Source organism: Aquabacterium sp. CECT 9606 (genome assembly GCF_918741295.1).
GTDB lineage: Bacteria > Pseudomonadota > Gammaproteobacteria > Burkholderiales > Burkholderiaceae_C > Aquabacterium.
Genome location: NZ_CAKKNB010000005.1, coordinates 117,066 through 143,978, shown reverse-complemented (window position 1 = coordinate 143,978; position 26,913 = coordinate 117,066). Strand labels below are relative to the sequence as shown.

Here is a 26,913-nt window from a genome sequence, read left to right as displayed (position 1 = left end):
GAGAAAGCACTTAGACATGAAATCCATCCAAGTCATGGTGGTTGATGATTCAGCGGTGGTTCGGCAGGTGCTGTCCTCCGTGCTGAACGCCGCCTCAGGCATCGAGGTATGCTGCGCCGTGGCCGACCCGCTGCTGGCCATTGAGCGCCTGAAGATCAGTTGGCCCGATGTGATCGTGCTGGACGTGGAAATGCCCCGCATGGACGGCATCACCTTCTTGAAGAAGATCATGAGCGAGCGCCCTACGCCCGTGGTGATCTGCTCCACGCTGACCGAGAAAGGCGCCAAGACCACCATGGAAGCCTTGGCGGCTGGCGCAGTCTCGATCATCACCAAGCCCAAGCTGGGCCTGAAGCAGTTCATCGTCGACACCTCGGACGACCTGGTGAGCGCGGTCAAGGCCGCGTCCAAGGCCAATGTGCGGCGTTTGGCCGTGCGGGCAGAGGCGCCCGTGGCCGTGCCCCAGGCCAAGAACTCCGCGGACGTCATCCTGAGCGCAGCCAGCCCCAAGGCCATGGTGCAGACCACCGAGCGCGTGGTGGCCATTGGCACCTCCACTGGCGGAACCCAAGCCCTCGAAGAAGTGCTCACCGCCCTGCCCCGCGTGTGCCCAGGCATCGTCATCGTGCAGCACATGCCCGAGAAATTCACCGCGGCCTTCGCGGCGCGCCTGGACAGCATTTGCCAGATCCGAGTCAAAGAGGCGCAGAATAATGACCGCGTGGTGCCCGGCCAGGCCCTGATCGCGCCAGGCGGCAAGCACATGGTGCTCAAGCGCAGCGGCGCGCAGTATTTTGTCGAGGTGCTGGACGGCCCCTTGGTGAACCGGCACCGCCCCTCGGTGGATGTGCTGTTCAGGTCCGTGGCCAAGTCGGCCGGGGCCAACGCCCTGGGCTTGATCATGACCGGCATGGGCGACGATGGCGCCGCTGGCATGCTGGAGATGAAAAACGCCGGGGCCCGCACCGTGGCCCAGGATGAGGAAACCTGCGTGGTTTATGGCATGCCCAAAGAGGCCGTCAAACGCGGCGCCGTGGACAAGATCCTGCCCATCGGGGTGCTGCACCGAGAGATCATCCAGCACGGCAACTGACTGCCCCCTGCATTGAAGGGTGATTTCGACGCGGCTATGCTGGCTCCTTGCCTGAGGAGACCACATGACCGCCACCCGCACCGAGACCGACAGCTTCGGCCCCATTGACGTGCCCGCCGAAGCGCTGTGGGCCGCCCAGACCGCCCGCAGCCTTCACTTCTTCGCCATTGGCGAGCAACGCATGCCCTTGCCTCTGATCCACGCGCTGGCTTGGGTCAAGTGGGCAGCCGCGCATGTCAACCAGGACCTGGGCCTGCTGGACCCGGGCAAGGCCCAAGCCGTGGCCAGCGCGGCGCAGCAGGTGGCTTTGGGCCAGTTCGATGCCGAGTTCCCGCTGTCGGTGTGGCAAACAGGCTCGGGCACGCAAAGCAACATGAACGTCAACGAGGTCATCGCCAACCTGGCTTCGCAGGCCTTGGGTGGCAGCCTGGGGAGCAAGCGCCTGGTTCACCCCAATGACGACGTGAACCTGGGCCAGTCGTCCAACGATGTGTTTCCCACCGCCATGCACGTGGCCGTGGCCAAGGAGGCGCAGACGCGGTTATTGCCCGCCCTGGAGAGCCTGCGCAGCGTGTTGTCCGACAAAGCCGCGGCTTTTGCCGACGTGGTCAAGATTGGCCGCACCCATTGGCAAGACGCCACGCCGGTGACCCTGGGCCAGGAGTTTGGCGGCTACCAGGCCCAATTGGCCTTGTGTGACAAAGCCATCGGCCATGCCCTGCAAGCCGTGCATGCACTGGCCATTGGCGGCACCGCCGTGGGCACGGGTCTGAACACCCACCCCGAGTTCGGCATCCGCGTGGCCGCCCTGCTGGGCCAGCACCTGCAATTGCCCTTGCGGCAAGCCGACAACCTCTTCGCGGCCATGGCCGGTCACGAGGCCCTGGTGGCATTTCATGGCAGCTTGCGCATGCTCGCCGTGGCGCTGACCAAAATCGCCAACGACATCCGCCTGATGGCCAGTGGCCCGCGCGCCGGCCTGGGCGAGTTGCAGTTGCCCGAGAACGAACCGGGCAGCTCCATCATGCCCGGCAAGGTCAACCCCACCCAGGTCGAGGCGATGACCATGGTGTGTGCCCAGGTCATGGGCCACGACGCGGCCATCGGCTTCGCGGCCAGCCAGGGCCATTTCGAACTGAATGTCTACAAGCCATTGATCGCACTGAATACGCTGGACAGCCTGCGCCTGTTGTCCGATGCCATGAACAGCTTTGCCCACCATTGCGTCAAAGGCATCAAGGTGAACCACACCCGGGTCGAGGAGCTGCTGCAACGCTCGCTGATGCTGGTCACGGCACTGGCGCCGCACATCGGCTACGACCAGGCCTCGGCCGTGGCCAAGCATGCGCAACAGAACGGCACCTCGCTGCGCGAAGCCGCGCTGGCTCTGAACGCCGTCACCGGGGAAGAGTTCGATCGCTGGGTCGACCCCCAGCAGATGCTGGGTCCCCGCTGATGGCCCGCCCTTGAAGTCCGATAGGATGCGGGTTTGGGGACACCACCCGCTTTTCACACCAGGACTCACCCATGGCCGGCAGCAGCCTACTCGCCCTCATTGACGACATCGCCACCATCCTTGATGACGTGGCCTTACTGACCAAGGTGGCGGCCAAGAAAACCACGGGCGTGCTGGGCGATGACCTGGCGCTGAACGCCCAGCAGGTGTCTGGTGTGCAGGCAGAGCGTGAGTTACCCGTGGTGTGGGCAGTGGCCAAGGGCTCGGCCCGCAACAAGGCGATCCTGGTGCCCGCAGCCCTGGCCATCAGCGCCTTCGCGCCTTGGGCGGTCACCCCCTTGCTCATGATCGGCGGCCTGTTTTTGTGCTTCGAGGGCTTTGAGAAAGTCGCGCACAAGCTGATGCACAGCCACGCTGAAGACGAAGCACACCACAAGGATCTGGTGGACGCTTTGGCCAACCCGGCGGTCGATCTGGTGGCCTACGAAAAAGACAAGATCTCGGGCGCCATCCGCACCGACTTCATCCTCTCGGCCGAGATCATTGCCATCACACTGGGCACTGTGGCAGAAGCTGATTTCACCACCCAGCTGACAGTGCTGGTGGGCATTGCCATCATCATGACCATCGGGGTGTATGGCCTGGTGGCCGGCATCGTCAAGCTGGACGACGGCGGTTTGTACCTGGCGCGCACGGCTGGGCCTGGCGGGCTTGGACGGCTTCAAAAGCGCGTCGGTGAAGTCATCCTGAATGCGGCGCCATATTTGATGCGCCTGCTCACCATCGCCGGCACCATCGCCATGTTCCTGGTGGGGGGCGGCATCCTGACCCATGGGATCCCTCCCGCGCACGATTGGATCCACCACCTGGCGGAAAGCATGGGCGGCCTGTCGGGCATCGGCCCCGTGCTCAAGGTGATTACCCCAACCCTGGTGGACGCTGTTGTGGGCATTGTTGCCGGAGGCCTGACATTGGTGGGCGTGACTTTATTCCAACGCCTCAAAGGTGGCGCCAAGCCTGCCTAAAATCGGGGATCAACAACATCCGCATTGTTCATGAACCGCACCTGCACCCTCTTGGCCATCACCCTGGCTTTGTCTGCCGCCGCCTGCACCAGCCTGGAGCCCAACGTCGACATGGTGCCGGTCACCGGCTATGACCTGGTCGACAAGAGCAAGATCGACACGGTGATTTACGACAAGGACTATGCGGAATGCGCGGCCATTGCCAACCAGGACATCAACAGCGTGGGCAAGACCGCCTCCAAGGTGGTGGGCACAGCCGCTGATCGGGTGTCGATGGGCCTGGTCGGCCGCAAAGCCGCCAACGACGCCGACCGCATGACCGTGCTCAAGCGTTGCTTGACGGGCCGCGGCTACAACATCCTGCGCTGAAAAAATTGTGGGCCTGCTGGCTCACAGATCGCGCAACTGCACCAAGCCCGCGCGTGGGGCGAAACGATCGATGGCGGTGAGCTGCTCGATCTCGATCCGCGCCGCACGCCGGCCATACACCGACACCTTGAGCCAGGTGCACTCGGCTTCCAGCAACTCGGCATCATTTGCGCTGGTGTGCCAGACCTTGCGCTCGGCATCCCAACGGTAACCACGCGCTTTCAAGGCGTCTTTCGAGTCAAATGGTGAGCCCGTGGCCATCACCTTGTAGCTGGTGGTCTGGCCTGCGTTCAGCAGGGCTTTCAAACCGGTGTGCCCTGACTTGGGCAAGGGCTGGCTCAGCACGGCGAGCAAGGCGTGGCAGTCCATCTCGGCGCGGTGGGCATCGTAAAACAAGCCCAGCTCGGCCGCCAGGAATTCAAGCTTGGCAGAACCACGGCCCTCTTCGCTCCAATCGATTTCAGCCAGGGAACAGGCCCAAGGCAGTGCCGCGAAGGCCGGTAGCCGGCCTTCCACGAAAGCGCGGTCAAACCGGGCGTTGTGCGCGATGACCAGCGACACGCCGTCCAGCAAAGCGGCAATGCGCTCTTCGTTCAGGCGCTGGCCCTTGACCATATCATCGGTGATGCCGGTGACGCGCAAGGCGGCTTCGGGGATGGGCATCCCCGGGTCTTCAAGTTCGTCATAGACCTCAATCACGCGGATGGGCAGGCCGGCCTCCAGGTCCACCTCAACCAGCAGCAGGGCCAACTCGATGATCTTGTCCTTGCGCCAGTCCAGGCCTGTGGTCTCGGTGTCCAGGATCAGCACCTTGACCTTGGCACCAATGGCCTTGTGGCCGAATGCCTTGCGCGGCACCAGGCGGCGCAGCACACGGTAGTCGGGGTGCGCTTCCAGCACCTTGGCCAGGGCCTCGGGCGTGTCGAAAGAAGGATCAAGCAAAGCGGTGTCGTTCATGGTCAGTCGCCACGCATCAGCGAATCGAGCGTCAGTTCAAACGCGGGGCCAAAATGGTCCAGAAAATAGCGGACCTCGGGGATCATGTGCTGGTCGATCTTGCCTTTGATCTGCTGGGCGGCTTGCTCAAACTCGGTGTTGCCGTAGCGCAGCTCGGCACGGCACTTCAGCCATGCGGCGAGGCGGTCGGCGGCCTTGACCAGCTGGGCCTGGTCGTCGGGCCACTGCTCGTGGTCCACCACCTCGCGCAGTGCGGGTTGGATGACGGGGGGCAGCAAGGCCAGCATTTCCTGGCTGACTTCGTGCTCCAGGTGGGCGGTGGCCTGGCGCATGGCTGGCGAATATTTCACTGGCGTGGGCAAGTCGCCCGTGATGGCTTCGGTCGCATCGTGGAACAAGGCGCGCGTGGCCACGGCGTTGGGGTCGATGGACACGCCCAGCACATCGCGGCGAATCACCGCCAGCGCGTGGGCCAGCACGGCCACTTCCCAGCTGTGCTGGGCCACATCTTCTTCAACGGCATTGCGCATCAAGCCCCAGCGCTTGATGAAGCGCAGGCGGGCCAGGTGGGCATAAAAAGGACTGGTATCGGACATGCGGGGAATATATCGCCATTGTCCTGGCTCGCCTTTGCGGCAAACTAAGGCCATGAGCATCGACTGGGAAAAATGGATCATCGGCGCGGTCGTGGCGGGGCTGGCGTTCCTGATGTGGCGCGGCTACCAGGACCGCAAGGCCAGCCCGCAATGGCCCACCGCCACGGGTCTGATCGTCGATTCGCGGGTGGTGGCACAGAACGAGACGAACGACGGCGCCAGCTTCACGCGCGAATGGCGGATCGATGTCAACTACACCTACAGCGTCAACGGGCAGACCTACAAAAACAACCGCATCCGCGCCATGCTGCCCCGTTTCAGCACCGAGGCCGAGGCGCTGGCCATCCAGCAAAAATTCCCGGCCGGCGCCCAGGTTCCCGTGTTCTATGACCCAGCCAAGCCGCAGTCGAGCGTGCTGATTTCGGGCTAGGCCGCGTCAGTCAAACCGCCACGACCAGATCAGGTCCAGCGCGTTGTCTTGCCCGGCCTGCGCCCGCAAGGTGAAGCGCTGCGCCAAGCGGTAGATCAGTTGCCAGTTGCCCGCGGTCTCGTTCAGGCTGCGCTCATAGCCCAGATACCACTTGCGTGAGATCTGCTTGCCCACGTTGACCACGGTTTCCCGCGCATCGCCGTTCTCGGTCTGGCGCACCGACAACTCGTCCAGGCCAATCGCGCCCAGCACCGAATCCTTGGGCGAGCCGCCCTCACCTGCCAGCAAGGCCGATGCAGCGGTTTGCAGCAAGCCGATGTCGGCGCCCCCCAGTCCAGCCGGCCCACGGCCCAGGATCAGCCAGGATAGCTTCTCGGTCTCGGACATGGTCGGATCTGAATACAAGCGCACGCGCGGGTCTTGCGCCGTGCCGGTGATGGTGACGCCCACCTTCACGTCAGAGGCCGCCGCCGTGGGTGATTCGGCCCGCATGGCCTGGATGTCCAGCCGGGGGTTGTCGATGGGCCCGGTGAACGCGATGGAGCCTCGTTCGATCACGAGGTTTTGTGCGTACGCGACGTAAGAGCCTGACTCGGTCCTGACTGTGCCGTGCACGGCCATCCGGCCATTGGGCGTGGTCAGGTTCAGCTTGCCGACCAACACCGCGTTCAAGCCCCGGCCCTTGAGCCGCAGTTTGGAGCCCAGGTCCACCTCGATGTTTGCCTGGACCTTGCGTTTGGGAGACACGGCGCCCATATCCGCGGTCTGCTCGCCATTCGCCGGCACATCACCGGGCCGGTTGATGACATTGACGTCGTCGCCAATGGTCGGGGCATCGGCCCTGCTGATGTCGATCAATCCTTCGTCGACCACGAAGCGGCCATCGGCCTTGATGTCTTCCGCGCCCAGGATCAGCTTGCCCTGCCCACTGACCAGCAGCCGGCGGTCCACCCGCTGCAGCAAGGCAAAGCGGTCAAGCGACAGGTTCAGCCGGGCTTCGGGCTGGGCACCCAGCAGGGCATCCCCATCCAGGCTGATGGTGCCGCCGTGCTCACCGCCTTTGGCTTTGAGCTGGGCCAAGTGGGCATGGTCACCATCCAGGCTCAACTGCAAAACGCCATCGGACAAGTTGACGCCCATCAAGGCCTGGCTGGCCCCCAGGTTCTGGCCATTCACCTGGCCTTTGTACAAGGGCGCGCCCAAGGTACCAGACAGCACGGCATTGGCTTGCACCTGTCCAGCCAGCCGCCATCCTGGCGGTGCCCACACGCCCCAAGGGCGCAGGTTGTCAATCTTCACTTCAAGGGTGCCCGACAGGCTGTCCTGGGCCGAGGGCAGACTGTCCCGCGACTGGGATCGCACGGTTTGCTGGCCGTTCACCAAGCCCACCACGCGGCCGTCAAACTGCTCGGACAAAGTCCAGACACCTTCACGGGCCTTGAGCTCCAGGCGTGCTTGCCTGATGCCCAGTGTTTGAACCAAGTTGCCTTCGATCGCGGTCTCGGCCAGGCTCAGGTCGCCGTCACGCCGGGCCAGGTAGCCATCCACCTGCCAGGGCTGCTCCGCACTGTGCTGCATGCGCAACTGACCCACCACGGTCAGGTCCCCACCCCAGCCAGCCTGAGGCTGCCAGCGCGCCAGCACATCGGCCAGCTTGATGGGCTCCAGGTCGATGGTGACCTTGGTTTGCCCGCCCGCCACACCGGCTTGCCGCGGCTCGCGCCAAGTCAACTCCTGGATCTTCAGGCCCGCCCCCATCAGCGAGACCAGGGTGGGGCTGACCGCCAGGCGGCGGTCTTCCTTGGTCGAGGCCCAGTGCACATCGACCGATTCGGCAGACAACAGAGCCCTTGGCGCAGGCTCGATGGTGACCACGCTCAGCTTCTGCAACTGGCCTTTCCATCCCTCGAACGATCCCAGCACGCCACCGGAGACCGACAGGTCCAGGTGCACCCTTGGCACGGGTTCGGGCTGGTTCGACTTTTCCTGCCGCATAGGCAAGTGGACGTCGCCCTGGGCCACCAGCCGGTGCGAATGGGCGCTGCCATCCAGCGCCGCGGTGAACTGCTCCAGCGTGGTCCCGCCGACCTTGGCCTGGCGAATGGTCACGCGCCCCTCGGATTGCGCCGACATCTGGCCGGTGTTGACTCGCCAGCGGCCTTCGGCTTGCTCCAGTGAATACAGCGTTCCGCCCGCATCCTTGCCCTGCAAACCGCTCATGTCCAAATGTCCCTGGGTGGACATGGCGGGCCAGACGCCTTCGGCGGTGAGCTCACCCTGCGCCTTGCCTTGCAGATCGCGCCAACCCCACCATTGGGCCAAGGGCTGCAAGGCCTGGAGCGCAGGCGCCTGAAGTTGAAGCTGCCCACGCACGGGCCGGGTGTCCGCCCACTGAACACCGTCTTGCGCGGAACGCTCCACCGGCACCGTCCCCGTCAAACCCAGCTGGTTGCCCGCCACGTTGAGGTCAACCTTGAAGCCCATGTCGGGCTGGCCCGCGGGCGCCTTCCAGCTCAAAAGACCATTCAGCGGGATGCCCGCCAACTGGCTGGGATCCAGGCGCCCCGTCATCTCGCCCTGCGCCAAGGCATCGGCCTCGAATTGAAGGCGGCCCTGCAGCCGGTTGGTGCCCGTGGCCTTGTCGGGCCACGGCATCCACAGCTGTGGGTCGAAGTTGGACAACTCCAGCACGCCCTTGGCCCGCCACGGGGCTTGGTCGGTCTGGCTGGCCTGGCCGGTCAACTTGGCCAGCGCCGCGCCTGAGCTGAGGCTCAAGCTCTTGACGTCGATCAGGTCTGGCGACCAGTGCCCAGCCAGGTTCAAGGCCACGGGATGGGTCGGTGTGCCTGGCCCTTTGTTGTACAGCCCCTTCAAATCAGCCAACACGGCCCAGCGCTCCCAGGCCTTGCCTGTGGAGGTGGCTGATTGAACATTGACGCGGCCTTGAAGCTGCAGTGGGGGCGAGCGGCCGTCCAAGGCCTGGGGCTCCAAGCCCACGATGTCGGCCTGCAAATTCGTTTTCTGGGGCGTGACCAGGTCCCAGGCGCCATTGACCTGCACGGAGCCTGGCGCCTGCTTGCCCGTCCTGGGCAAGGTCAGCGCCAAAGCCACATGCCCGGACTGGCCCAGGCTGCCCAATTGCCCGGCCGATGGGCCCGTGGCGGCGATCGGCAAGGCTACTTGACCAACGAGGCGCAACAAAGGCAAGGCCCGGGCGTCCCATGGGCCCGGTTTGGCATTGCTCAGCGCGATGTCCACCGCCAGGTCGGGCACCCTGCGTTGGGCACTCTGCGGCGTGGGCTGCACCGACACCTTGCCCGACAAGGCCGTGTCAGGCAATGCGGGCCACAGCATCGACAGGTTCAGGCCATGGGCCTGCATGTCCAAGCTGGGCACAGGCCAGGCGGCAAAAGGGGCTACCTCGCCCGACATGCTCAAGCTTTGCGCCGCTTCCGTGCCCTGGCCCAGCTGCACTTGCCCGTTGGCTGCCAGCTTCTGCAAAGGCCCCTTCAAGCGCAACTGCGCAGCCCCGATGTCAATGCCGCCCGCACCCGCCGCAGGATGATCGGCGCCCAGGCTCAGGTCCAGGTTCATGGCCCTGCGGGTGCCCAAGGCCGCCTGGCCTTTCAAGCGCCAGCCATGCACCGCCAGGTTGTTCAACACCACCTGGTGCTCGTGCCCAGAGCCGACAGACTCTTGCAGGTTGATGCGGGCGTTCAGGTCCAGCAAGGCCTGAGGGTCCAGCAGATTGCTGCGAAACGACCCCACGGTGACGGCTTTCAAACGGACCGACACGGGCAGGTCAAAGTCGGTGGGTGCGGGACTGGGCGTCTTGGACGCCGGAGCACTGACCCAATGCAAATTGACACTGCGCGCCTGCAAGGCATCAATCGTCACACCCACCTGCCCGGACACCGAGCCATCGTGCCGAAAGCGCACGCCTTGCCAATGAGGCTCCACCAGCACCAGGCTTGATCCACGGGGCAGACTGATCTCCACGCGCTGGGCGCTGAAATCCTGCAGAAAGCCGCCTTTGGGCTCGATCACCTTCACACCCGGCAGCACCGACAGCAGGCGCGCGGTGGCGGCCTCCTGGTGCAAGGCCCACCACATGCCGCCCAGGCCCAGTGCGATCAAGACCAGCAAAGCCATCACCAGCCAAAGCGGGCGCACCCAGACCGACAGCCAGGCACGGGTGGGCAAGGCGGCGGGCTGATTCAAAGCGTGATCCCCACGCTGAAGTGGACACGGAAGCTGCGGGTCTGTTCGCCATAAGCCAGGTCGAACTTCAAAGGCCCGACGGGACTGCGCCACCGGATGCCGGCACCATAACCGCGTTGCAACTTGATGTCGGCAAACTGGTCAGCGACCCCGCCTGCGTCAAAAAACACGGCGCCCAGAATGCTGGGATACTTTTTAAGGAAGGGGTGTGCCAACTCGCCGCTGAAGGTTGTCATGGCCCGGCCGCCCACCAGGGCGCCATCGCGGGTCACCCCGATCGAGCGGTAGCCATAGCCGCGCACCGATTCGTCTCCGCCCGCGCGGAACAGCAAGGGATCGGGGATGCTGACCGATTCGCTCGACAGCACACGCCCACCCTCGACGCGCGTGGTGGCATCCCAACCCCAGGGCAAAGGCTTGTACCAGGTCAGGCGCCCATACAGGCGGCTGAACAGGCCCGAGCTTTCGCGCGTGGCAAAACTTTGGCCCACGCCCACCGAAGTCAAGGCCGTGATGCCGGTGGTCGGCAAAGTCTGGCTGTCGACATCACGCCAGGCGTACTGCAAGGTGCCGCTGATGGCTGATGCATCAGACACCTGCTCGCCGGCTTTCGACTTGACGCGCGCGCTTTGGTACTCCACATAGCGGGTCATCTCCAGCCGATCACCTTCGCGCAACTGGCCGAAGCGCAAGCGCTCGCTGGTGGTCACCGCGTCGGAGGTGTCGGTCTCTTTCGCCAACTGCCCCGACACCAGCCAGCGCTTGCGCCCGGGTTGGGGATGCGAGATCAGGTCCACCTGCAAACTGGAATCGATCTTGGCCAGCTGCAATTTGGTCTTGGCTTGCCAGTCCTTGTTGAAGACGTGGCGGTGCAGGTGCTCAACCGAGATGCGGGGGCCCGTGTCACTGCTCACGCCCACGCCCACCGTGGCTTGCTGCAAGGGCAGCTCATGGACCTGGATCGTCACGGGCGCCCCATCGGCCCGGCTGGGATCAGGCTCCATATTGATGAAGACACTGTCGAACAGGTTGAGCTTTTGCACGCGCTCCTGGAAATCCAGCAAAGCTTGCTCGCGGTAGACCTCGCCTTTGGCAAACGGCGACAGGTTGAGGATCGCCGAGGCAGGCTGCACCTTCAGCCCCTCGATGTAGGTGTCACCAAAATGAAAAAGCGGGCCGCTGTCGGCCACCACGAACAAGGCGGCTGTTCTGGTGGAGGCATCGACCGTGGCCGAGGTACCGCTCCAGGTGGCCAGGGGATAACCTTCGGCCCGCATCTGCGCCAGCATGCCGTTCTTGGCCGCCGACCAGGTGGGCTGCGTGAAGATGGTGCCTGCGGGCAAAGCCCACTCGGATTCCAGGTCGGCCACCAGGGCTTTGGCCGCGGCCTCATCTTTGGACAAGGCGGTGTCCAGCTCGCCTTCAAACACCATTTGCACGCGGCTCACCCGGGTGCGAGGGCCGGGCTCAACCACCAGCTTGATGACCAGGGGCTGCCCTTCGACCTCGTCGGACACGCTGGTGTGGATCTGCGCTGCGAAATAGCCCTGCGCTTCCAGCAGGCCACGCGCCTGATCGGGCGCGGCGGCCACGAGTCGGCGCAGCTCGCTGCGGCGAATGGCGATACCCGCGGCCGCATCGCCCTCGGCAGTGGCCTCCTGCTGGTAACGCGCCAAGTCCAGGTAGTTGCTCAGCAAGGTGTCAAGCGCACCCGGCGCTTCGATCTCGAGCTTCCAGACCAAGGGTGGACGCCGCGCAGCCCGCGGGGCCTGGGCCGCACTGGCGGCCGCCTCGGGCGGCAGCGGGCCAGCGGCTTCTTGCGCCCACGCGCCCAAGGGCATCAAGCCCCAGGCGACACAGGTCAGGACCAGGAAGCGAACGATCATTTGCTCAACAACCGCATCGCGCCTTCCAGCCCCTGCAGGCTCAGAGGAAACATCCGGTTGCCCACCAGTTGCTGCATGATCGAAATGCTTTGCCGGTAACCCCAGACGCCAGCCGGTTCCGGGTTGATCCAGGCATGGTGAGGAAAGGCGTGCGTGAGGCGCTGGATCCACTCTGCCCCAGCTTCGTCATTGTTGTACTCAACGCTGCCACCCGCCTGCAGGATCTCGTAAGGGCTCATGGTGGCATCACCCACGAAGATCAGCTTGTAGTCCTTGTTGTACTTGCGGATGATGTCCCAGGTGGGGATTTTTTCAGAGAAGCGCCGGTGGTTGTTCTTCCACATGAAGTCGTAGACGCAGTTGTGGAAATAGTAGAACTCCAGGTGCTTGAACTCGCTCTTGGCGGCCGAGAACATTTCTTCGACGCGGTGGATGTGGTCGTCCATGGAGCCGCCCACGTCCATCAACAGCAGCACTTTGACCGTGTTGTGGCGCTCGGGCACCATCTTGATGTCCAGCATGCCGGCATTGGCGGCCGTGGCCTGGATGGTGGCGTCCAGAGCAAACTCTTCGGCCGCACCCTGGCGCGCGAACTTGCGCAGACGGCGCAAAGCCACCTTGATGTTGCGCGTGTCCAGCTCGACCATGTCGTCGTAGTCCTTGAACTCGCGCTTGTCCCACACTTTGACCGCGCTGCGGTGCCGGGATTTGCCCTGCCCGATGCGGATGCCCTCGGGGTTGTAGCCATGTGCGCCAAAGGGCGAAGTTCCGCCCGTGCCAATCCACTTGTTGCCGCCTTCGTGGCGTTCTTTTTGCTCTTCGAACAGCTCTTTGAGGCGGTCCATGAGCTTGTCCCAGCCCATGGCTTCGATGGCGGCCTTGTCCGCCGCGCTCAATTCGCGCTCGAATCGCTTGCGCAGCCATTCGAGAGGTATTTCACGAGTCAGGTCGACCGCAGCGCTCGCACCCCTGAAATAGGTGGAAAACGCCCGGTCAAATTTATCGAAGTGGGTTTCATTCTTTACAAGTGACATCCGTGCCAAGTGGTAGAACTCATCCACCGACGGTTCGATCACATCGAGCTTGATGGCCTCCAGCAAGCTGAGGTACTCCGGGATGGTGACCGGCAGCCGAGCTGAACGCAATGCGAAGAAGAAGTCGATGAGCATATGAAATCCTGCGAATTGCCGTCTATTTTGGCCTTTTACTGGCGTCGTGCAGACGCATGGCATCTTTTAACCCTTCAGGGTTGCCCCTGTCGGCATAACGGGGTAGAGCTCCGTTAAGGTTTGATCATGGAAGTACGCCACCTGCTTTTGGCTTTCGTGCTGCTGACGCACGGCCTGACCACGCTGATGTGGTGGGCGGCAGGCACGTGGCTGGGGCTTTCACGCAAGGCCGCGATGCACTGGCTGGTGGCCAGCCTGTCCAATGGGTTGGCGCTGGCCTGCATGGTGTTCAACGATGGTTGGCCCCAAACGCCGCTGGCCTTGCTGGCCTGCGTGCTGGTGGTGCATGGCGCGGTGTCGTTGCGGCGCGGCCTGCAGGCTTTTCTGAAGTTGCGGCACACGGATGGCTCGCACCTGGTCCTCGGATTGGGCGCCACCTTGTTCTGCCTTGGCGTGTGCCTGCCCCTGGGTTGGAGAACCGCCGGCATCGTGGTCAGCAGCGCGGTGATTGGCTGGGTGATGTGGCGCACGGCCCGCGAATGCTTCGTCCCTCTGCGCGCAGAGTTCCAAATTGGCACCGCCTGGGTGCATTCGGCGCTTCTGACCTGCGCGGCCCTGATGTTCGCCGGTCTGGCCGTGGGCGAGTTGTGGCTCGGCGTGGCTTGGCCGTGGTTGATGAGCAATGTGCAGCTTGCCCAGGTGGGCGTGGTGTTCACCAGCGTGATGGTGTCGATTTTGTCGGCCTTCGTCTTGGGTTACATCGTCGTCACACGGTTGGTGCGGCGCCTGGAACACCTGTCCCACCACGACGCGCTCACCGGCCTGCTGAACCGCCGTGCCATTGAATACCTGCTGGACCGCGAGGCCCAGCGCCTGCACCGCTTTGGCGAGCCCTTCACCGTGTTGATGGTCGACATCGACCACTTCAAGCGCATCAACGACCGCCTCGGTCATGCGGCCGGTGACGCGGTGCTCTGCGCGGTGTCGCAAGCTCTTCAGGCGCAAGCCCGTGAAGTAGACCGTGTGGCCCGTTTTGGCGGCGAAGAATTCTGCGTTCTGTTGCCCCACACGCTGCACGAAGGCGCGCTGCTGGCCGCCGAGCGACTGCGTCACGCGATCAGCCAGATCAACATCCCCTGGGCCGACGAGACCATCACGGTCACGATCAGCACCGGGCTGGCCACGGCCAATGATTCGCTGGAGGCCCTGGCCTCGCTGCTGCGCCGGGCAGACGATGCGCTGTACCAAGCCAAGGCCGAGGGCCGCAACAAGGTGGTCAGCGCACCAGACCGCGTGGCCGCTTGATCAGCGGTTGTTGCGGGCCATGGCCACCAGGCGCTCGAACAAGCTCAGGTCTTGCTCGTTCTTGAGCAAAGCGCCCACCAAAGGCGGCACGCTGGCCTTGTCGTCCTTGCTTTGCAATACTTCCAGGGGGATGTCTTCGGCCAACAGCAACTTGAGCCAGTCGATCAGCTCGGAGGTGCTGGGCTTCTTCTTCAAACCCGGCAGGTTGCGCACCTCGTAGAAGTGGCGCATGGCCGTGGCCAGCAAATCCTGCTTGATGTTGGGGAAGTGCACGTCCACGATCTTCTTCATCGTCGTGGCGTCTGGGAAGCGGATGTAGTGGAAGAAGCAGCGGCGCAAGAAAGCGTCCGGCAGGTCTTTCTCGTTGTTGGATGTGATGATGACCAGGGGCCGGTGCTTGGCCTTGACCAACTGGCGCGTCTCGTACACGTAGAACTCCATGCGGTCGATTTCGCGCAGCAGGTCGTTCGGGAACTCGATGTCGGCCTTGTCGATTTCGTCGATCAGCAAGGCGACCTGCTGGTCGGCAGCAAACGCCTGCCACAGCACACCCTTGACGATGTAGTTGTGGATGTCCTTGACCTTTTCCTCGCCCAGCTGGCTGTCGCGCAAGCGGCTGACGGCGTCGTACTCGTAGAGGCCTTGCTGTGCCTTGGTGGTCGATTTGATGTGCCATTGCAACAGTGGCATGCCCAGGGCTTGCGAGACTTCTTCGGCCAGCATGGTTTTGCCGGTGCCGGGCTCACCCTTGATCAGCAGGGGGCGCTGAAGCGTCAGCGCGGCGTTGACCGCCAGTTTGAGGTCGTCTGTCGCGACGTATTGGTCCGTGCCTTGAAACTTCATGTGATTGCTCAACCGGGTTGATCCTGTATTCGAGTATAGGGTGCTCTCTATAATGGCGCGATTCGTGTTTTTTCACCTGCCCGCATTTTCCCCGCCAGAACCATGAAAACACTGCCTTCCCTGATTTGTTCCCTGAGCCTTGCGATTGCAGGCCTGCTGACTGGGGCAGCACACGCCCAGGAGACCAAACCAGGTGATCCGGTCGCGGCGCAGAAGAAAGTGGCCATGTGCATTGGCTGCCACGGGATCATCGGGTACCAGGCCAGCTTTCCGGAAATCCACCGCGTGCCGATGATTTCAGGCCAGAGCGCCAAATACATCGCTTCGGCCCTGAACGCCTACAAAAAGGGTGAGCGCAAGCATCCCACCATGCGCGGCATCGCGGCATCGCTGACTGATCAGGACATTGCCGACATCTCCGTTTATTACGAAGGCAATGGCAAGAACCTGCCGGCCCACGCTTCCAAAAGCGTTGCGCCCAATGCTGAAATTGACGCGCTGCTGAAAAAAGGCAATTGCTCGTCATGCCATGGCGCCGATCTGAACAAGCCGATCGACGTGTATCCCAAGCTGGCGGGTCAATACGAAGATTACTTGTTCGTGGCCTTGAAGTCTTACCAGACCGACGGCAAAGGCCCCATTGGACGAGGCAACCCGATCATGGCTGCCCAGGCCAAGATGTTCACCTTGCCCGAGTTGAAATTGCTGGCGCACTACATCGGTGGCTTGCCCAGCGACTTGAAGACGGTGCCCCAAGCCAAGTTCCGCTGAGCCGGCACCGCTTTCTTCGCCTGATCAGCCGTCGACCAGCAGCTTGTTCTGCTGCAGCAACTTCACGATGACCTGGTCGTCGGTGGCCGTGCTGGCCAGGCCCATGTCCGTGCGCAGGTTGACGCCTTCCAACACGATGCGTTGCGTCTCTTGCCCGGAGGTGTAGGTCCCATTGCTGAACCCGCCCGTGGCACTGATGTGAACCACCGTGCTGCCAGGTGTGGACGTGTCGAAATCCAGGTAGTTGTGCAAGTTGCCGCTGCCGCCGGTGGTGTTCTCACCTTGCAGCAGATCGCGCAGGTCCAGCACGTCGCCACCGTCGGCCACTGGCGCCACGTTGAAGTCCTTGATGGTGTCGACCGCGCGGCCCAAGGTGGTGGCCACACCAGGGTCGGCAAAGTGCCAGGCGAAGGTGTCCGAACCCAGTCCACCGGTCAGGACATCGCTGCCAGGCCCGCCAACCAGGATGTCGTTGTCATTGCCACCGTTGAGGGTGTCATTGCCCAAGCCGCCGTTGAGGGTGTCACGGCCGTCACCGCCGTTGAGGACATCGTTGCCGGCGTTGCCATACACGCGGTCATCACCCAAGCCACCGTTCATGATGTCGTTGCCTTCGCGGCCCATCAGGATGTCGGCGCCGCTCGTGCCATTGAAGGTGTCGATCGCGGTGGTGCCGGCCTGCACATTGGTGGCTTCAACCAGGATCGTCAAGGTCGACGAGGTGGTGTCGCCATCGCCATCGGCCAGCGAATAGGTGAAGGTTTCCGTCAAGCCCGAAGCGCCCTGCCCGCCCGGTGCGGCGTAGGTGTACTCGCCGGTGTCCATGTGCAAGGTCAGGGCGCCCACGCTGGTGGCCACGGTGATCACCGGATTGGCCGCATCGTAGGTGTAGACATGGCCATCAATGGTGATGCTCTGCACATGCGAGAAGCCATCGGCGCCGCCGGGCAAATCCATGACGGAACCAGCCGTGAACAACTTGCCCACCGCGGCTTCCTTGACGGTGCCCGACAAGACCGCATCCAGCTGGTTGAGGTTGGTGACCACGGTGCCATTGAGGTTCTCACCGGCCTGGCCATCGTGGGCAATGGGGTTGAGGTAGGTTGCTGAAATGCCAGAGCCCAGGCCGATGGCGTAGGACTTGATCTGGTTGTCGTTGAGGAACTTGACCCAAGTGGCTTCTTCGGAGCTGTTGGTGCCGGACACCGTGGGGTTGCCATCCGAGAAGAAGTAACCCACGTTTTGGGCGCCTGCCAGCTTGCCGGCCGTGGTGTTGAAGGCGGTTTGGGCCGTGGTCAAACCAGCGTCATAGTTGGTGCTGCCGTTGGCAGTGATTGAGGCCAGCAGGCTCTTGGCCGCGCTGACGGTGAGCCAGGTGCTGCCCAAGGTTTGCGCGGTGCTCGAGAAGGTCACCAGGCGCACAGCCACATCGCCGATCTGGTCGTATTTATCCAGCAAGGTCTTGATGGACGCCACGGCCAGTTCCAGGCGCGTTTGCGTGCCGCCAGCGATGACATCGCTCATGCTGCCCGACACGTCGAGCGTGAGCATCAGATTGGTATTGATCGTCACCACCGAATTCGTGACCGGCCCCAAGACGCCGGGTGCATCGTCCTGCACCTGAATGGTGAGGTTGCCTTGGCCGGTCTTGGCCCCATCACTGGCAGTGACGCCGAAGCTGAGGTTCAGGGTGTCTTCGCCAGCCTGCGAATGGTGCAAGGGCGCCAGCAGTTGCGCCGAGTAGTTGCCGGCATTGTCGATGGACACGGTGAACACCGTGCTCGCGCTGGCGCCAGTGCCGTCCTTGCCGATCAAGCCGCCATGGCCATCGCTGCTCCACACGACTTGCTGACCACTGGTGGTCAGGACAGGGTCGGTGGGTGCGGTCAAGGTCACCGAGGTGATGGTCGAATCGGCATCACTCATGGTGATCTGGCCGCTGATGGTGGCGCTGTCGGTGTCATCACCCGAGCCGGCACTGTCCTTCAGGCCACCAGGCAGCCCCTCTTCCGACAATTGGCCGACGGCATTGCCGACCACGGGCGCATCATTCACGGCGATGACCTGCACAACGGCCTGCGCGGTGTTGCTCAGACTGGTCCCATCGGTCACGATGACTTCCACCGTGCGATTCACGGTGGACGGGTTGTGCGAAGTGCTGGAGAAGCCAATGTCGCGGATCGCCGCCTGGTAATCGGCCAGGGAAGCCGTGCCGCTCAGGGTGACCGTGGTGCCTGCCACGGTGGCCGTGATGCCAGAAGGCAAGGCATCAACCACCGACAGTACGTCACCAGCTTGCGCGTTGGTGAGCTTGATGGTGGCACCCGTCAGCTGCATGGGGTGCGAGCTGGACAGGCTGATGTCCACGTCCGACAAACGAACCGGCGCCGCACCTTCGGTGTAGCTGGTGGCATAGCCGGTGCCGGTGATGCCGCTGGAGTTATCAGCGTCCAGGTCAAGCATTGCGGGGCTGGTGTCGATCTTGGCGCTGTCAGTGCCGGGGACACTGGTGTTGCCGGCAGCGTCCACGATGACGGCGCTGACCGTCATGGTTGTGCCTTCAGCGGCTGGTGTGAAGCTGGTGCTCACGAAGCCGTTGGTCTGGTCTTGCGCCGTGATGATCACGTCCTTGGTCACGCTACCAGAGGTGACCTTGACCACATCACCAATACTCACTTGTGCTGGGTTGAACGCCACCTTCACGTCCACATTGCCGTTCAACTCGGCCTTGTTGATGAAGCCGTCGTTGTTGGCGTCTTCCGTGATCGTCACGGTCGGTGCTGCGCCGTTGTTGGGCACACCCGTGTCGATGTTCAGCGAGACCGTGGTTTGCGTCGTGTTGCCAGCAGCATCGGTCTCGGTGACCTGGGCTTGGCCCATGGTGCCGTTGGGGATGTCTTGCGTGGGCGTGACTGTCCAGGTGCCGTTCTGCAGGACCGTGGTGATCAGCACTTCGCCGGTGCCGGGCATGGTCACCTTGATGTGTGCGCCAGCATCGCCCGTGCCGCTGATGGTGGGCGTGGCGTCGTTGGTGATGCCATCGCCTTTGGTGCCGCTGTCGGAGGCTGGGTCCAGCTGCGCTGTCAGGACTGACGGAGGTGTGGTGTCGATGATGGCGCTGTCGGTGCCGGTGGCCCCCAGGTTGCCCGCCACGTCCTTGACTTGGGCCGTCACCGTCAAGGTGCTGCCTTCGCCAGGGTTGGTGATGCCGGGCACGGACACACTGCCCTTGTCAATGTCGGCTTGCGTCAGCACGATCGGGGCTTGTGCCGTGCTGTTGGCGCTGACCAGCAGGCTGTCGCCCGCCTTGGCCGTGGCAGGCAGGGCCACCGACACGTCGATGTTGCCGCTCAGCTCGGCCTTGTTGATGAAGCCGTCGTTGTTGGCGTCTTCGCCAATCGTGACGATGGGGGCGCCGGGCACGCCCAGCTGCAATCGGGCCGCATCGCTGACCGGGCCTGCACTGTTGCCGGCTGCATCCAAGATGCTGGCTGTGGCAACAAAATCGGTGTTGTCGGCGGTGGGGTTGAACTTCAGGTCAACAAAGCCGGCCGTCAGTTGGGCCGTTGTCAAAGTGATCACTTGGGCCACATTGCCCGAGCCCATCACGCTCAAAGTGTCGCCTGCTGCAGCCCCAGCGGGCAAGGCCACCCGAACACCGATGGTGTTGTCGGTCAGCTCAGCCTTGCTGATGTAGCCGTCGTTGTTGCCATCCGTGGTGATGCTGACGCCCAGGCCGGTGTAGGTGGTGGTGTCGATCTTGGCACTGTCAGTGCCGGTGGCACCCAGGTTGCCGGCCAGATCCTTGATCTGCGCGGTGACCAACAGGTTGGCCCCTTCGCCCGGATTGACCAGGCCAGGAATGGACACACTGTGACTGTCGATGTTCGCCTGCGTCAGCAAGATGGGGGACTGTTCCGCGCCGTTGACGCTGACCAGCAGGCTGTCACCCGCCTTGGCCGTCGTAGGCAACTCGACCGATACCGCGATGGTGTTGCCCGCGCCCAGCTCGGCCTTGTTGACGAAACCGTCGTTGTTGGCGTCCGTGGTGATGGTCACCTTGGGGGCCGAGATGTCGTCAGTGGCGATGATGGCGTGGTCGCTGACGATTGCGGATTGATTGCCCGCCGCATCGCTCACTTGCGCCGTGGCCACCAGGTCGGTGCCGCTGGCCGGTGCCGTCAGGCTGACCTGAACCTGGCCGGCGTCGATTTGCGCCTGCGTCAGGGTGATGGCTTGCGCGGCATTGCCCGTGGCTGTGACATTCAGGATATCGCCGGCGGCAGCGTCCACAGGTAGCTTGACCAGCGCTTGAACGGTTTGACTGCCACCCAGTTCTGCCTTGTTGATGAAGCCATCATTGTTGGCATCGGTGCTGAGGGTGATGCCCAGGCCGCTCAAGGTGCTGAGGTCCAGTTTGGCGCTGTCTGTGCCTGTGGCGCTGACGTTGCCCGCCGAATCTTCAATGTGCGAGCTCACCGTCATCGTCGTGCCATTGGCGGGCGCGGCGAACGTCGTGGTGACGAAGCCATTGGCTTGGTCGGTCGATGTGATGACGATGTCTTTGGTCACGCCACCGGAGGTGACCTTGACCACATCGCCGATGCTCACTTGTGCTGGCGTGAACGCCACCTTCACATCCACATTGCCGTTCAACTCGGCCTTGTTGATGAAGCCGTCGTTGTTGGCGTCTTCCGTGATCGTCACGGTCGGTGCTGCGCCGTTGTTGGGCATGCCCGTGTCGATGTTCAGCGAGACCGTGGTTTGCGTCGTGTTGCCAGCAGCATCGGTCTCGGTGACCTGGGCTTGGCCCACTGTGCCGTTGTCAATGTCTTGCGTGGGCATGACCGTCCAGGTGCCATTGGATTGCACTGTGGTTGTCAGCACTTCGCCAGTGCCGGGCATGGTCACCTTGATGTGTGCGCCGGGGTCACCCGTGCCGCTGATGGTGGGCGTGGCATCGTTGGTGATGCCATCGCCTTGGGTGCCGCTGTCTGAAGCCGGGTCCAATTGCGCGGTCAGGATCGCAGGTGCCGTGGTGTCCACCTTGGCGCTGTCGCTGCCGGTGGCCCCCAGGTTGCCTGCCACGTCCTTGACTTGGGCGGTCACCGTCAAGGTGCTGCCCTCACCTGGGCTGCTGATGCCAGGGATGGCCACGCTGCCCTTGTCGATGTCGGCCTGCGTCAGCACGATGGGCGCTTGGGAGGCGCCATTGGCGCTGACCAGCAGGCTGTCGCCCGCCTTGGCCGTGGCAGGCAGGGCCACCGACACGTCGATGTTGCCGCTCAGCTCGGCCTTGTTGATGAAGCCGTCGTTGTTGGCGTCTTCGCCAATCGTGACGATGGGGGCGCCGGGCACGCCCAGCTGCAGCCGGGCCGCATCGCTGACCGGGCCTGCGCTGTTGCCGGCTGCATCCACGATGCTGGCCGTGGCCACAAAATCGGTGTTGTCGGCGGTGGGGTTGAACTTCAGGTCAACGAAGCCGGCCGTCAGTTGGGCCGTCGTCAAGGTGAGCACTTGGGCCACATTGCCCGAGCCCATCACGCTCAAGGTGTCGCCTGCGGCAGCCCCAGCGGGCAAGGTCACCCGAACACCGATGGTGTTGTCAGTCAGCTCGGCCTTGCTGATGTAGCCGTCGTTGTTGCCATCCGTGGTGATGCTGACGCCCAGGCCGGCGTAGGTGGTGGTGTCGATCTTGGCGCTGTCAGTGCCGGTGGCGCTGGTGTTGCCGGCAGCGTCCACGATGACGGCGCTGACCGTCATGGTCGTGCCTTCAGAGGCTGGCGTGAAGCTGGTGCTCACGAAGCCGTTGGTCTGGTCTTGCGCCGTGATGGTCACGTCCTTGGTCACGCCACCAGAGGTAACCTTGACCACATCGCCGATGCTCACTTGTGCTGGCGTGAACGCCACCTTCACGTCCACACTACCGTTCAACTCGGCCTTGTTGATGAAGCCGTCGTTGTTGGCGTCTTCCGTGATCGTCACGGTCGGGGCTGCGCCGTTGTTGGGCACACCCGTGTCGATGTTCAGCGAGACCGTGGTTTGCGTTGTGTTGCCTGCAGCATCGGTCTCGGTGACCTGGGCTGGGCCCGTGGTGCCGTTGGCAATGTCTTGCGTGGGCGTGACTGTCCACGTGCCGTTGGATTGCACGGTGGTTGTCAGCACCTCGCCGGTGCCGGGCATGGTCACCTTGATCTGCGCGCCGGGGTCGCCCGTGCCGCTGATCGTGGGTGTGGCGTCGTTGGTGATGCCATCGCCCTTGGTGCCGCTGTCCGAAGCAGAATCCAGTTGCGCGGTCAGGATCGCAGGCGCCGTGGTGTCCACCTTGGCGCTGTCGCTGCCGATGGCCCCCAGGTTGCCTGCCACGTCCTTGACTTGGGCGGTCACCGTCAAGGTGCTGCCCTCACCTGGGCTGCTGATGCCAGGGATGGCCACGCTGCCCTTGTCGATGTCGGCTTGCGTCAGCACGATGGGCGCTTGGGAGGCGCCATTGGCGCTGACCAGCAGGCTGTCGCCCGCCTTGGCCGTGGCAGGCAGGGCCACCGACACGTCGATGTTGCCGCTCAGCTCGGCTTTGTTGATGAAGCCGTCGTTGTTGGCGTCTTCGCCAATCGTGACGATGGGGGCGCCGGGCACGCCCAGCTGCAGCCGGGCCGCATCGCTGACCGGGCCTGCGCTGTTGCCGGCTGCATCCACGATGCTGGCCGTGGCGACAAAATCGGTGTTGTCGGCGGTGGGGTTGAACTTCAGGTCAACAAAGCCGGCTGTCAGTTGGGCCGTCGTCAAGGTGAGCACTTGGGCCACATTGCCCGAGCCCATCACGCTCAAGGTGTCGCCTGCGGCAACCCCAGCGGGCAAGGTCACCCGAACACCGATGGTGTTGTCGGTCAGCTCGGCCTTGCTGATGTAGCCGTCGTTGTTGCCGTCCGTGGTGATGCTGACGCCCAGGCCGGTGTAGGTGGTGGTGTCGATCTTGGCGCTGTCAGTGCCGGTGGCACCCAGGTTGCCGGCCACATCCTTGACTTGGGCGGTCACCGTCAAAGTGCTGCCATCGCCCGGGCTGGTCACGCCAGGAATGGCCACGCTGTGGTTGTCGATGTCAGCCTGCGTCAGAACAATCGGCGCCTTGCTTGCACCATTGATGTTTACCAGCAAGCTGTCACCGGCTTTTGCCGTGCCAGGCAGATCGATCTGCACGCCGATGGTGGCGTTGGCGCCTTGTTCAGCTTGGTTGATGTAGCCGTCGTTGTTGGCGTCCGTGGTGATGGTCACCTTGGGGGCCGAGATGTCATCGGTGGCGATGATGGCGTGGTCGCTGACGACTGCAGACTGATTGCCCGCCGCATCGCTCACTTGCGCCGTGGCCACCAGGTCGGTGCCGCTGGCCGGTGCCGTCAGGCTGACCTGAACCTGGCCGGCGTCGATTTGCGCCTGCGTCAGGATGATGGATTGGGGTGCATTGCCCGTCGCCGTGATGCTCAATGCATCGCCTGCGGCGGCATCGGCCGGCAACTTGACTTGCGCCAACACTTGGCTACCACCGGCCAACTCGGCCTTGTTGATGAAGCCATCGTTGTTGGCATCGGTGCTGAGGGTGATGCCCAGGCCGCTCAAGGTGCTGAGGTCCAGTTTGGCGCTGTCTGTGCCTGTGGCGCTGACGTTGCCCGCCGAATCTTCAATGTGCGAGCTCACCGTCATCGTCGTGCCATTGGCAGGCGCGGCGAAAGTCGTGGTGACGAAACCATTGGCTTGGTCGGTCAATGTGATGACGATGTCTTTGGTCACGCCACCAGAGGTGACCTTGACCACATCACCAATGCTCACTTGTGCTGGCGTGAACGCCACCTTCACGTCCACATTGCCGTTCAGCTCGGCCTTGTTGATGAAGCCATCGTTGTTGGCGTCTTCCGTGATCGTCACGGTCGGTGCTGCGCCGTTGTTGGGCACACCCGTGTCGATGTTCAGCGAGACCGTGGTTTGCGTCGTGTTGCCAGCAGCATCGGTCTCGGTGACCTGGGCTTGGCCCACTGTGCCGTTGGCAATGTCTTGCGTGGGCGTGACCGTCCAGGTGCCATTGGATTGCACTGTGGTTGTCAGCACTTCGCCGGTGCCGGGCATGGTCACCTTGATGTGTGCGCCAGCATCGCCCGTGCCGCTGATGGTGGGCGTGGCATCGTTGGTGATGCCATCGCCTTGGGTGCCGCTGTCTGAAGCCGGGTCCAATTGCGCCGTCAGGATCGCAGGCGCCGTGGTGTCCACCTTGGCGCTGTCGCTGCCGATGGCACCCAGGTTGCCCGCCACATCCTTGACTTGGGCGGTCACCGTCAAGATACTGCCCTCACCTGGGCTGCTGATGCCAGGAATGGCCACGCTGCCCTTGTCGATGTCGGCTTGTGTCAGCACGATGGGGGCTTGGGAGGCGCCATTGGCACTGACCAGCAGGCTGTCGCCCGCCTTGACCGTGGCAGGCAGGGCCACCGACACGTCGATGTTGCCGTTCAGTTCGGCCTTGTTGATGAAGCCATCGTTGTTGGCGTCTTCACCGATCGTGACCTTGGGCGCCAAAATATCATCCGTCGCGACAACAGCCTGGTCGGTGGCCACGGCGGACTGGTTGCCTGCCGCATCACTCACTTGCGCGGTGACCTTGAGTTCCGCGCCACTGGCCGGAACAGGAACGCTCACCTGCAACTGCCCGGCATCGATGTGCGACTGCGTCAGTGTGATGGTTTGGGTCGAACTGCCTGTGCTGGTGATGGTCAGCAAATCGCCAGCCACGGCGTCAGGTGGGAGCTTGACCTGAGCAACAGCCGTCTGCCCGCCCGCCAGTTCGCTCTGGTTGATGAACCCATCGTCGTTCGCATCGGTGATGATGCCAACGCTCAAACCACTGAGCGTACTCAGATCCAGCTTGGCAACGTCAACGCCCGAGGCGCTTGCATTACCAGCGGCATCCATGATGAAGGCGCTCGCCGTCATCGTCGTGCCGTTGGCCGGGGCCAGGAAGGTGGTGCTGACAAAGCCGTTGGCCAAGTCCACTTCCCCGATCGTCACGTCGTTGGTGACGCCACCGGAAGTGATCTTGACCACGTCGCCCAGGCTCACTTGCGACGGGTTGAACGTCACTTTGACGTCCACATCGCCCTTCAACTCGCCTCGATTAACGAAGCCATCGTTGTTGGCATCTTCTGTGATGGTGACCAATGGGGCAACGCCACTGTTGGGCGCGCCTGTGTCAACACTCAAGGGAACCGTGGTTTGCGTTGCATTGCCCGCGGCATCGGTCTCGGTGACCTGAACCTGGCCCGTCGTGCCATTGGGAATGGCCTGCGCAGGCGTAACGCTCCAGCTGCCATCGGGCTGAACCACCGTGGTCAAAGCTTCGCCAGTGCCGGGCATGGTCACCTTGATTTGCGCCCCCGGATCGCCCGTGCCGCTGATCGTGGGGGTGGTGTCGCTGGTGATGCCATCCCCTTGAACGCCGCTGTCGGACGACGGATCGAGCTGGGCCGTCAACACCGCTGGAGGCGCGTTGTCAATGCTCAATGGCACCGTGACCGTGGTGCTGTCGCCTGCCGAGTCCGTCGCAGTGACCTGAGCCGTGCCGCTGGTGCCGTTGGGGAGCTCCGTGAGCGGTGTGACGCTCCAACTGCCATCAGGCTGGACAGTGGACGTCAGCGTCTCACCTGTGCCAGGCATGACGACGATGATTTCGTTGCCAGGCTCGCCCGTGCCACGGATCGTCGGCGTGGAATCGTTGGTAATGCCATCACCCTTGGTGCCGCTGTCAGAGCCGGGGTCCAACTGCGCCGTCAACGGAGGTGCCTCGTTGTCGATCAGCGTGATCTCATTGGAAGCGTCCGCTTGACCCAGGTCATCAACGTTCTGGACCGTTCCGCTGGTCACGTGCGCATTCAGGATGAAGTATTCAAGCGACTCGCGGACACTGTCGTCGTTGGTGACCACACGCACCAGAATCTCGGTCTCACCGGGTTTGAAGGTGAGCTCACTGCCAGCCACATAGGTGACCCACTGATTTGTGGCGCTGTTGAAATACTGAACTTCACCGATATCCGCGTCGTCGCCCGACAAAGTCGCCGATGTGGCGGGATCAAGACCGGGCCGCAGGCTCAGCGAAAACGTGATCGACTCGGCAGACGCCACGTTCAATTGCACGGAGAACACCGCGTCCTGCCCTTCCACCACCGGATCGCTCAAGACACGCAATATGGGCACGAGAGGCGCCTCGACCTCGGCCGCCGGATACAAGGGCTGTTCAACAGCCGCAAACGGCACCGTGGGCGCTGCGCGCTCGGTGCCGTATTGGTATTCCTGGCCAGTCACGGATTCAGAAACCCGATCGACACGCAAGCCGGGCAGCAACCCGCCACCGCCGCCGCCTTGCAGGCCCGCCGCGGTATTGAAATCCAGTTCGTCGTTATTGAGGCCCTCGATGACCTTGTCAGTATCGCTGGCCGCCAATTTGGCTTTCAACAAAACGGTGGGGCCATCGCTGGCCGCGATTTTGACGATACCGTCCTGGCTGGTCAGGATTGCTTCACCACCTTCAATGTGGTCGCCCACCTTGACTGGCACCAATTTGCCATTGGGCAGGTGGTAGAACGCCTTGCCCCACACAGCGATGACGGTACCGGCAGATTTACTCAAGATCGGCATGACCAGCCCAATTGAACAGTTAGTAACAGTTCAAGTGTACCGGCGCAGGCTGCGCGCTTAACGACGCCTGACCCTCGATTTGGGCGGCATAAGTCACAAATGGCCGGCCTATTTA

At 63.2% G+C, this 26,913-nt stretch carries 14 protein-coding genes; 7 read left to right on the top strand and 7 right to left on the bottom strand.

Going from position 1 to position 26,913, the window contains the following annotated elements; translation table 11 throughout:
- Positions 1–16: 16 nt before the first annotated feature.
- The 4 genes from LQ232_RS21885 (at position 17) to LQ232_RS21870 (ending at position 3,943) form a co-directional block, all read left to right on the top strand.
- Positions 17–1,093: a chemotaxis response regulator protein-glutamate methylesterase gene (locus LQ232_RS21885; protein ID WP_230182515.1), complete on the top strand. Its 1,077-nt coding sequence runs from the start codon at positions 17–19 to the stop codon at positions 1,091–1,093.
- Positions 1,094–1,157: 64 nt separating this feature from the next.
- On the top strand, positions 1,158–2,549 hold the full coding sequence (gene fumC, locus LQ232_RS21880) for a class II fumarate hydratase (protein ID WP_230182514.1): 1,392 nt from the start codon (positions 1,158–1,160) through the stop codon (positions 2,547–2,549).
- Positions 2,550–2,620: 71 nt separating this feature from the next.
- Positions 2,621–3,574: a DUF808 domain-containing protein gene (locus LQ232_RS21875; protein ID WP_230182513.1), complete on the top strand. Its 954-nt coding sequence runs from the start codon at positions 2,621–2,623 to the stop codon at positions 3,572–3,574.
- Between the two features lie 30 nt (positions 3,575–3,604).
- Entirely contained in the window at positions 3,605–3,943 is a 339-nt protein-coding gene (locus LQ232_RS21870; protein WP_230182512.1) for a hypothetical protein, read from the top strand.
- A 21-nt stretch (positions 3,944–3,964) separates the two neighbouring features.
- On the opposite strand, the gene LQ232_RS21865 is transcribed toward LQ232_RS21870, so the two are convergent.
- A complete protein-coding gene (locus LQ232_RS21865) occupies positions 3,965–4,900 on the bottom strand; it encodes a 3'-5' exonuclease (protein WP_230182511.1) in 936 nt (311 codons plus the stop codon).
- Positions 4,901–4,902: 2 nt separating this feature from the next.
- Positions 4,903–5,496: a 5'-deoxynucleotidase gene (yfbR, locus tag LQ232_RS21860; RefSeq protein ID WP_230182510.1), complete on the bottom strand. Its 594-nt coding sequence runs from the start codon at positions 5,494–5,496 to the stop codon at positions 4,903–4,905.
- 52 nt (positions 5,497–5,548) lie between these two features.
- On the opposite strand from yfbR, the gene LQ232_RS21855 reads away from it, so the two are divergent.
- On the top strand, positions 5,549–5,926 hold the full coding sequence (locus LQ232_RS21855; RefSeq protein ID WP_230182509.1) for a DUF3592 domain-containing protein: 378 nt from the start codon (positions 5,549–5,551) through the stop codon (positions 5,924–5,926).
- A 6-nt stretch (positions 5,927–5,932) separates the two neighbouring features.
- Here the strand turns inward: LQ232_RS21855 and LQ232_RS21850 are convergent, their stop codons facing one another.
- Genes LQ232_RS21850 through LQ232_RS21840 form a run of 3 tightly spaced genes read right to left on the bottom strand, consistent with a single transcriptional unit; the run spans position 5,933 to position 13,202 of the window.
- Positions 5,933–10,147, bottom strand: coding sequence for a translocation/assembly module TamB domain-containing protein (locus LQ232_RS21850; RefSeq protein ID WP_230182508.1), 4,215 nt, complete (start codon positions 10,145–10,147; stop codon positions 5,933–5,935).
- Positions 10,144–12,033, bottom strand: coding sequence for an autotransporter assembly complex family protein (locus tag LQ232_RS21845; RefSeq protein WP_230182507.1), 1,890 nt, complete (start codon positions 12,031–12,033; stop codon positions 10,144–10,146). The genes LQ232_RS21850 and LQ232_RS21845 overlap by 4 nt, the downstream gene beginning before the upstream one ends.
- The gene (locus tag LQ232_RS21840; protein ID WP_230182506.1) at positions 12,030–13,202 is read right to left on the bottom strand and encodes a VWA domain-containing protein; all 1,173 of its coding nucleotides are present in this window, start codon (positions 13,200–13,202) and stop codon (positions 12,030–12,032) included. Before LQ232_RS21840 ends, LQ232_RS21845 begins: the two co-directional genes overlap by 4 nt.
- 126 nt (positions 13,203–13,328) lie before the next feature.
- Between LQ232_RS21840 and LQ232_RS21835 the strand changes: the two genes are divergently transcribed.
- Complete coding sequence (locus LQ232_RS21835) at positions 13,329–14,507, top strand: diguanylate cyclase (protein WP_230182505.1); 1,179 nt, start codon at positions 13,329–13,331, stop codon at positions 14,505–14,507.
- On the opposite strand, the gene LQ232_RS21830 is transcribed toward LQ232_RS21835, so the two are convergent.
- Entirely contained in the window at positions 14,508–15,350 is an 843-nt protein-coding gene (locus LQ232_RS21830) for a MoxR family ATPase (RefSeq protein ID WP_230182504.1), read from the bottom strand. It abuts the gene before it with no gap.
- A gap of 102 nt (positions 15,351–15,452) precedes the next feature.
- On the opposite strand from LQ232_RS21830, the gene LQ232_RS21825 reads away from it, so the two are divergent.
- Positions 15,453–16,121, top strand: coding sequence for a cytochrome c (locus LQ232_RS21825; protein WP_230182503.1), 669 nt, complete (start codon positions 15,453–15,455; stop codon positions 16,119–16,121).
- Positions 16,122–16,145: 24 nt separating this feature from the next.
- Here LQ232_RS21825 and LQ232_RS21820 read toward each other — a convergent pair whose 3' ends face one another.
- Entirely contained in the window at positions 16,146–26,798 is a 10,653-nt protein-coding gene (locus tag LQ232_RS21820) for an Ig-like domain-containing protein (protein WP_230182502.1), read from the bottom strand.
- Positions 26,799–26,913: the final 115 nt, after the last annotated feature.